Origin of the sequence: Endozoicomonas ascidiicola, from assembly GCF_001646945.1 — a bacterium.
GTDB lineage: Bacteria > Pseudomonadota > Gammaproteobacteria > Pseudomonadales > Endozoicomonadaceae > Endozoicomonas > Endozoicomonas ascidiicola.
Genome location: NZ_LUTV01000007.1, coordinates 70,421 through 76,697, shown reverse-complemented (window position 1 = coordinate 76,697; position 6,277 = coordinate 70,421). Strand labels below are relative to the sequence as shown.

The 6,277-nt window shown below is 46.2% G+C and carries 3 protein-coding genes; all 3 read left to right on the top strand.

Going from position 1 to position 6,277, the window contains the following annotated elements; genetic code table 11:
• Nucleotides 1–366 precede the first annotated feature (366 nt).
• The 3 genes from putP to AKL11_RS19470 all read left to right on the top strand — a co-directional run bounded on the left by putP (nucleotide 367) and on the right by AKL11_RS19470 (nucleotide 6,098).
• Nucleotides 367–1,857: a sodium/proline symporter PutP gene (putP, locus tag AKL11_RS19480; protein WP_067520799.1), complete on the top strand. Its 1,491-nt coding sequence runs from the start codon at nucleotides 367–369 to the stop codon at nucleotides 1,855–1,857.
• A gap of 72 nt (nucleotides 1,858–1,929) precedes the next feature.
• Nucleotides 1,930–3,594: a phytoene desaturase family protein gene (locus AKL11_RS19475; protein WP_067520796.1), complete on the top strand. Its 1,665-nt coding sequence runs from the start codon at nucleotides 1,930–1,932 to the stop codon at nucleotides 3,592–3,594.
• A 563-nt stretch (nucleotides 3,595–4,157) separates the two neighbouring features.
• A complete protein-coding gene (locus tag AKL11_RS19470) occupies nucleotides 4,158–6,098 on the top strand; it encodes an AarF/UbiB family protein (RefSeq protein ID WP_172807334.1) in 1,941 nt (646 codons plus the stop codon).
• The last annotated feature ends 179 nt before the right edge of the window (nucleotides 6,099–6,277 follow it).

The following is a 6,277-nucleotide window of genomic DNA, read 5'->3' as shown; positions in this document are numbered from 1 at the left end:
CACTCGTCTTTTGACTTCCAACCAGGCTGTATCTGCGGTGTAGCCTGAAGCAGCTCCTCCACCTGCTGGAGCGATTTGATGAGCCGTGTGTCCATTATGATTTTCATCCAGTAATTTTGGACGAAAGATCAGAAATCACAGGCTCATTTCATTTTGGAAACAAGGGCTCCGTTCAGGCTCATTTCATATTGGAAGAGACTCCCTATTTAGACTGAGACAAAATCATGCTACTTTGGGAGGTTAACTTAGCGAATCAACCTGCTGCTTAATTAACACGACAGCATTTTCATAACCTGATAATCTGTTCCTCATCATTCAGCATGTTCATTGCTGATGAACCAATAATCATAAAAATAAGGACATATCATGAACGCGAACAGCGGTGCCATCTTGGGCACCTTTCTCGTCTACCTTGCCATGATGCTTTTCATTGGCTACTGGGCCTGGAAACGCACCAGCAATTCAGCCGATTATTTTCTGGGCGGAAGAACCCTCGGCCCATGGCCTGCGGCACTCAGTGCCGGTGCTTCGGATATGAGTGGCTGGCTCTTGCTTGGCCTTCCGGGCTATGCCTTTGCCGCCGGTTTTGAGGCCTTCTGGTTAGCCGGTGGTTTATTACTGGGAACGTGGTTGAACTGGCTGTTACTGGCAAAACGACTGCGGGTTTACAGTGAAGTGGCTGGTAACTCTGTCACACTGCCTGAATTTTTCACCAACCGCTTCCGTGACACCTCGAAAATGCTACAGATGGTGTCGGCCTTCTTTATTCTGCTGTTCTTCTTGTTCTACACAAGCTCTGGCCTGGTTGCTGGCGGCAAGTTATTTGAAACGGTCTTTGGTTTGGATTACACAACAGCGGTTGTCATTGGCACCCTCTGCATTATTTCTTACACCCTGTTTGGTGGTTTCCTTGCGGTTTCCTGGACTGACCTGGTGCAGGGGCTTCTGATGGCCGCCGCTTTATTAATCGTGCCTATTATCGCTATGCAGTCGTTTAGTGGTGATCAATCCATGATGGCCATGCTGGAAAGTAAAAATCCACATTTGTTGGATCCATGGACCAGTTCAGCCGGTGAGCCACTAACCTGGATTACCATCTTATCTTTGGTTGCCTGGGGCTTTGGTTATTTTGGTCAGCCACATATTCTGGCTCGTTTTGCCGGTATTCGTTCGAAGGATGATGTTCCTACTGCACGACGCATTGCCGTTACCTGGTCCGGACTCTCCATGGCGGGTGCGATGCTGGTTGGCATGGCCGGCCTGTTGTATCTAAACAGCACGGGCACCTCTCTGGCGGACGGCGAAACCATCTTTATGGTTCTGGTAAACGCCATTTTCCATCCAGTCATTGCCGGTGTGTTACTGGCAGCCATTCTGGCGGCTATTATGAGTACTGCTGACTCTCAGTTGCTGGTTTCTTCCTCTGCTCTGGCAGAAGACTTTTACAAAAGCATGATTAACAAAGACGCCTCTTCTGCGCAAGTGATGATGATGGGTCGTATTGCCGTGATCGTGATCGCCCTGGTGGCTCTGTTCCTTGCCATGGACCCTGATAGCTCAGTATTAGGCTTAGTATCCTATGCATGGGCGGGCTTTGGTGCAGCGTTTGGTCCGGCATTGCTGATCAGTATGTTCTGGAAGCGGATGAACTGCCTCGGTGCTCTCGCTGGCATTATTGTGGGTGGTGTGACCGTTGTCGCATGGAAGCAACTGACCGGTGGCCTGTTTGATCTCTACGAAATTGTCCCTGGTATTGTGTTTGCAACCATCTCCATCGTTGCGGTTAGCCTGCTGACCAAAGCGCCCAGCGATGAAATCGTCGCTGAATTTGATCAAGTGAACGACGCCGTTTCCTGATCATAGTTAGGGCAGTCTATGACTGCCCTACTCCCTCCTTTGCCTTAAAAACAATAAAAACAAGGTATGACCATGCTCGATTCCGTAACAGAGCCTCCCAAAACCAAGCCTAAGAAAATCTCCGTACGAACGGGCAAACGCTATCGTCCAAGTCGTATTGAAGATCATTATGATGTCATTGTCGTAGGCTCAGGTATGGGTGGGTTAACCACTGCCGCCCTGCTTTCAAAGCTTGGCAAAAAGGTATGCGTGCTTGAACAACACTATACCGCAGGTGGATATACTCACTCTTACGAAAATAGCGGCTACGAATGGGATGTTGGCGTTCACTACATCGGTGAAGTCCATAAACCTTATTCCACGCTCCGTCGTGTATTCGATGTGGTCAGCGAAAACCGCTTGAAATGGGCAGAGATGGATCCAGTATATGATCGAATCATCCTCGGTGAAAAATCCTACGATTTTGTGACCGGTACCGAGCAGTTCACCGAGCAATTAATCGAGTACTTTCCTGATGACGAGAAAGCTATTCGAGACTACGTCGCCCTGATTCGCAAAATCAGCAAATTAACGCCTCGTTTCTTTGCCGGACAGGCGATGCCGCCAACATTGGCCAAACTGTACAATCTTATCCGCCCTGCCCTGGTACCCGGCGAATTCTTTAAAACCAGTCGGCAAGTATTGGAAGCACTCACCAGCAACCAGGAACTGATCTCAGTGCTCACCGGACAATGGGGCGACTATGGTCAGGTACCGGCTGACTGCGCCTTTTTAATGCACGCGCTGATTGCAAAACATTATCTGGCCGGTGGCGCCTACCCGGTTGGTGGGTCGTCAGAAATTGCCCGAACAATCATACCTACCATTCAGGCAGCCGGTGGTGAAGTATTCACTTACGCGAAAGTGGATAAAGTGCTGGAAGAGAATAAACGAGCTATTGGCGTGCAAATGGAAGACGGTACCGTGATCAAGGCTGATCAGATCGTCAGTAACATCGGACTAATGGCCACAGCTAACCATCTCCTTCCAGACTGGGCAGGGAAAGCCATTGGTAAAGGACAATGGCCTGATACCATCAAACACTCCAGCGCTCATCTTTGTATTTATGCCGGATTTAAAGGAACTGCCGAAGAATTAGGGTTAGATACAACCAACCTATGGGTTTACCCCGACGGTAACCACGAAGCCAATGTAGACGCCTATCTAAACGACAAAGAGCAGCCATTCCCGCTGGTGTATATTTCGTTTCCCTCCACCAAGGATCCTGACTGGGAAAATCGATATCCGGGTAAGACCACCGTCGAGATGGTGACCGTTGCAGACCATGAGTGGTTTTCTCAATGGGAAAACAGCACATGGAATCAACGGGGGGATGATTATGAGGTTATGAAAAAGAAGCTGTCTCAGCGGTTATTGGATGTTCTTTTCAAACACCGCCCACAACTCAGGGAAGCCCTTGATTTTTATGAGCTATCCACACCGTTATCTACCCGGTGGTTCCAACAAAATGAGAAAGGTGAGATCTATGGTTTGGATCATTTTGTCGAACGCTTCAAGCAGCCTTATTTACACCCAGTGACACCGTTGAAGGGGTTCTACCTGACAGGGGCTGATGTTATGACCGCGGGCGTTGGTGGTGCATTGATGTCTGGCGTAATGACTGCTTCAGCCATGCAGGGTCTGAAAGGGAAAAAGGTTCTTGATCTGCTAAAAAATCACCAGTCAACCATCGCCTGATTCAATAGCCTTTAGCTATAGCTAAAGGCTATTGAAAATTGAAATTCCCCTTAAGTTAAGGAACAACCGTTAGTGCCGACCTCTATATAGCAAGATTAAAGTCATAAAGTCGTGACACAGACCCAAGGCTATCGAAGAGTATGATGCAAATACCAGGGAATAGATCTAGTTTCTCCGGGGGTACCAGCGTAGATCCACCGGAAAATCAACACAGGGTGACTGATAATGGCGAAGCTCCATCCACAAGCACGTCACGTATACCCAGAGCCAATAACAATACAATAGCTACCCCATTATCGAGCAGAAGAGTGTCTCACCCAGGTGCAGGCTCCATACCCTCTACATCACCAAATCAGGATCATCATCACAGCACCATAAAATCAGAAAAATTCAGAGTTCTTCTTTATGACCTAGTCAATTGCTCTAAAAGCCCAGATTCCACAAAAATAGACTCAACTCGCAAAACATTGGCCCGACACAGGGAAGTGCTGCAGTGGATTAAAAATAACGAAGACTTAACTGACGTTCTTCAGAATGCAAATACACCTTTTAAGCTGGAGAACTTGCAGCCGATCGTTACCAGTCTTAGAGACCTTTATAACAAGCCTGATATTACCAACACCCCCCATATAACTAATCTGAGCGATACTCAGGCGCTGGAGTTAATGAACCAAATTCCAGACAGTGCTTTCCAGGAAATTCTCCATCAGCTAGATACAAGCACTCAACAAACTCGCTTTTCCGACTCTGACACACTCCAATCCATGTTAAATCCTGAGACAATCTTTGAGCTTTTTGGTATTCCTCGAAACCTTACGGATTTCTTTCGAAATATGCTGGTGAGATCTTTCGACCAGATGCCCTTTGGAGACCGCCGCTCACTAATCATGGGTCTTCTATCTACACCACTCAGAGCAACTTTAAACCAACAGCTCACATTATTACTTTTATACGGTGCTGGCTCAGCCATTCAGAGAATCGTGCAACTGGTCAGAGATGCCACCCTGGCTAATGCTAAAGCCAGAAAGCTACGCTCTTTTCTCCACGACCTTTTAAAAAGTGCCGGCCTCCCAGAAAGCCAACGGCTTGCAGGTTTACGAGAAACCTTGGCCGAGCATAAAGAACTTTTGTCATGGCTGATTAACAATCAACCAATGGAAGACATTATCAAGCATGCTGAACTACCAAGGCTACCGGGTCAGGTGCAGCAACTGATCCAGGGCATGGATAATTTAAAAACACACATTCGGCAACTCACCAGCCAACACAATATTAATTTGCCCACTTTAAGAACCACTGAAGTACGAGAAGTTCTAAGTCAAGTGCCCGATAGTCTATTTCAGAAGATCATTCATAAAATCAACTCCGAAATACAACAAACGAAATTTTCAGACTCGGATGAAATCCAATCTCTACTAAACCCAGAAACAGGTTTTGACCTGATTGGAGTACCAGAAAATATTGCCGAGTTCTTCCGAATCATCATTGGCAGTTACTTTGACCTGATATCAGTAGAAGACAAAAGACTTTTAATTATGAGTATTCTGGCTTTGCCAATACCCACATCAGCTAACCAAAAACTGGCGGCAATGCTTTATGGTGCAGGCCCAGTGATTCAAAAGGTGTTTCAATTATTTGGCCAAGATGTGAACTCTCCTCAGATAGCCGAAGTGATGCAAGAGTTGAAGGCAAATATCAAACCGTTCTCCACAGAATTGGCAACGAAAATTATTGAAAGAGAGCTTGGAGATAGCATCAATAATCTATTCTCTGAATTTGGTCAAGAACCCATTGCTGCAGCCAGCATAGGGCAGGTATACAGTGCTGTTCTTCGCAAAAACGATGAAGAAGTAGTTGTCAAAGTTCTACGCCCGGGATTGAGAGAGAAAACGTCAAGAGAAATTGTGCTACTCAAAAGTCTGGCGACCACTCCAAGCACCAGAGACCTTGTTGAGCAGCTGGAAAAGTCAATTACAGAAGAGCTTGATCTCACATTAGAAGCAGAAAACCTGAAAAAAGGTGAGCTTTACCAAAAACCCCAAAAAGGACTGGGCATAGTATATTTACCGGATATGCCAACAACCCAGGATGTTCTGGTGATGGAAAAAGCAGTTGGCAGCCCATTAAGTGAGCTGGACGACAGTAAGTTGGACCTGAAGCTTGAGTCACTCGTTGAACTCCTTAATACCTGGTATGGTAACGCGATGTTTGGTGATGGTTTTTTCCATGGCGACCTTCACGAGGGGAACCTTTATTTCCTTCCTGAGCCAATGCGTGGCTACGCGCCATTAGGAAGGAACTATCAATTAACCATCATTGACTTTGGTAATGCTGCCACTCTTAGCAAACAGCAACAAAAAGCACTGACACGCATGAGTATTGCCAACGCACTTCATTATTCGAATGGCATTATGTCAGCAATGAAAAACATTATTCAAATGACACCAGAACAACAGAGACTGGCTAAGTTACCGTTAATGGTTGAATCAGCTAAACTCCTATAAAATCAACGTGGTAGGGGAGTGATATGCAATCTGAACTCTTCCAGAATTTTATTGATTCCATTTCATCATTAAACAGTGAGCAGCGAGACATTCTTAACACCTCGCTCATTAGTGCCCAAATAGAAATTACTGAGGCAGTAGAAACCACTGATTCAGAAACACTTTGCAGTAAATCTTTA

Coding starts and splice junctions, on each gene's coding strand:
- AKL11_RS19475 (WP_067520796.1), top strand. CDS start 1,930: ATGCTCGATTCCGTAACAGAGCCTCCCAAAACCAAGCCTAAGAAAATC.
- putP (WP_067520799.1), top strand. CDS start 367: ATGAACGCGAACAGCGGTGCCATCTTGGGCACCTTTCTCGTCTACCTT.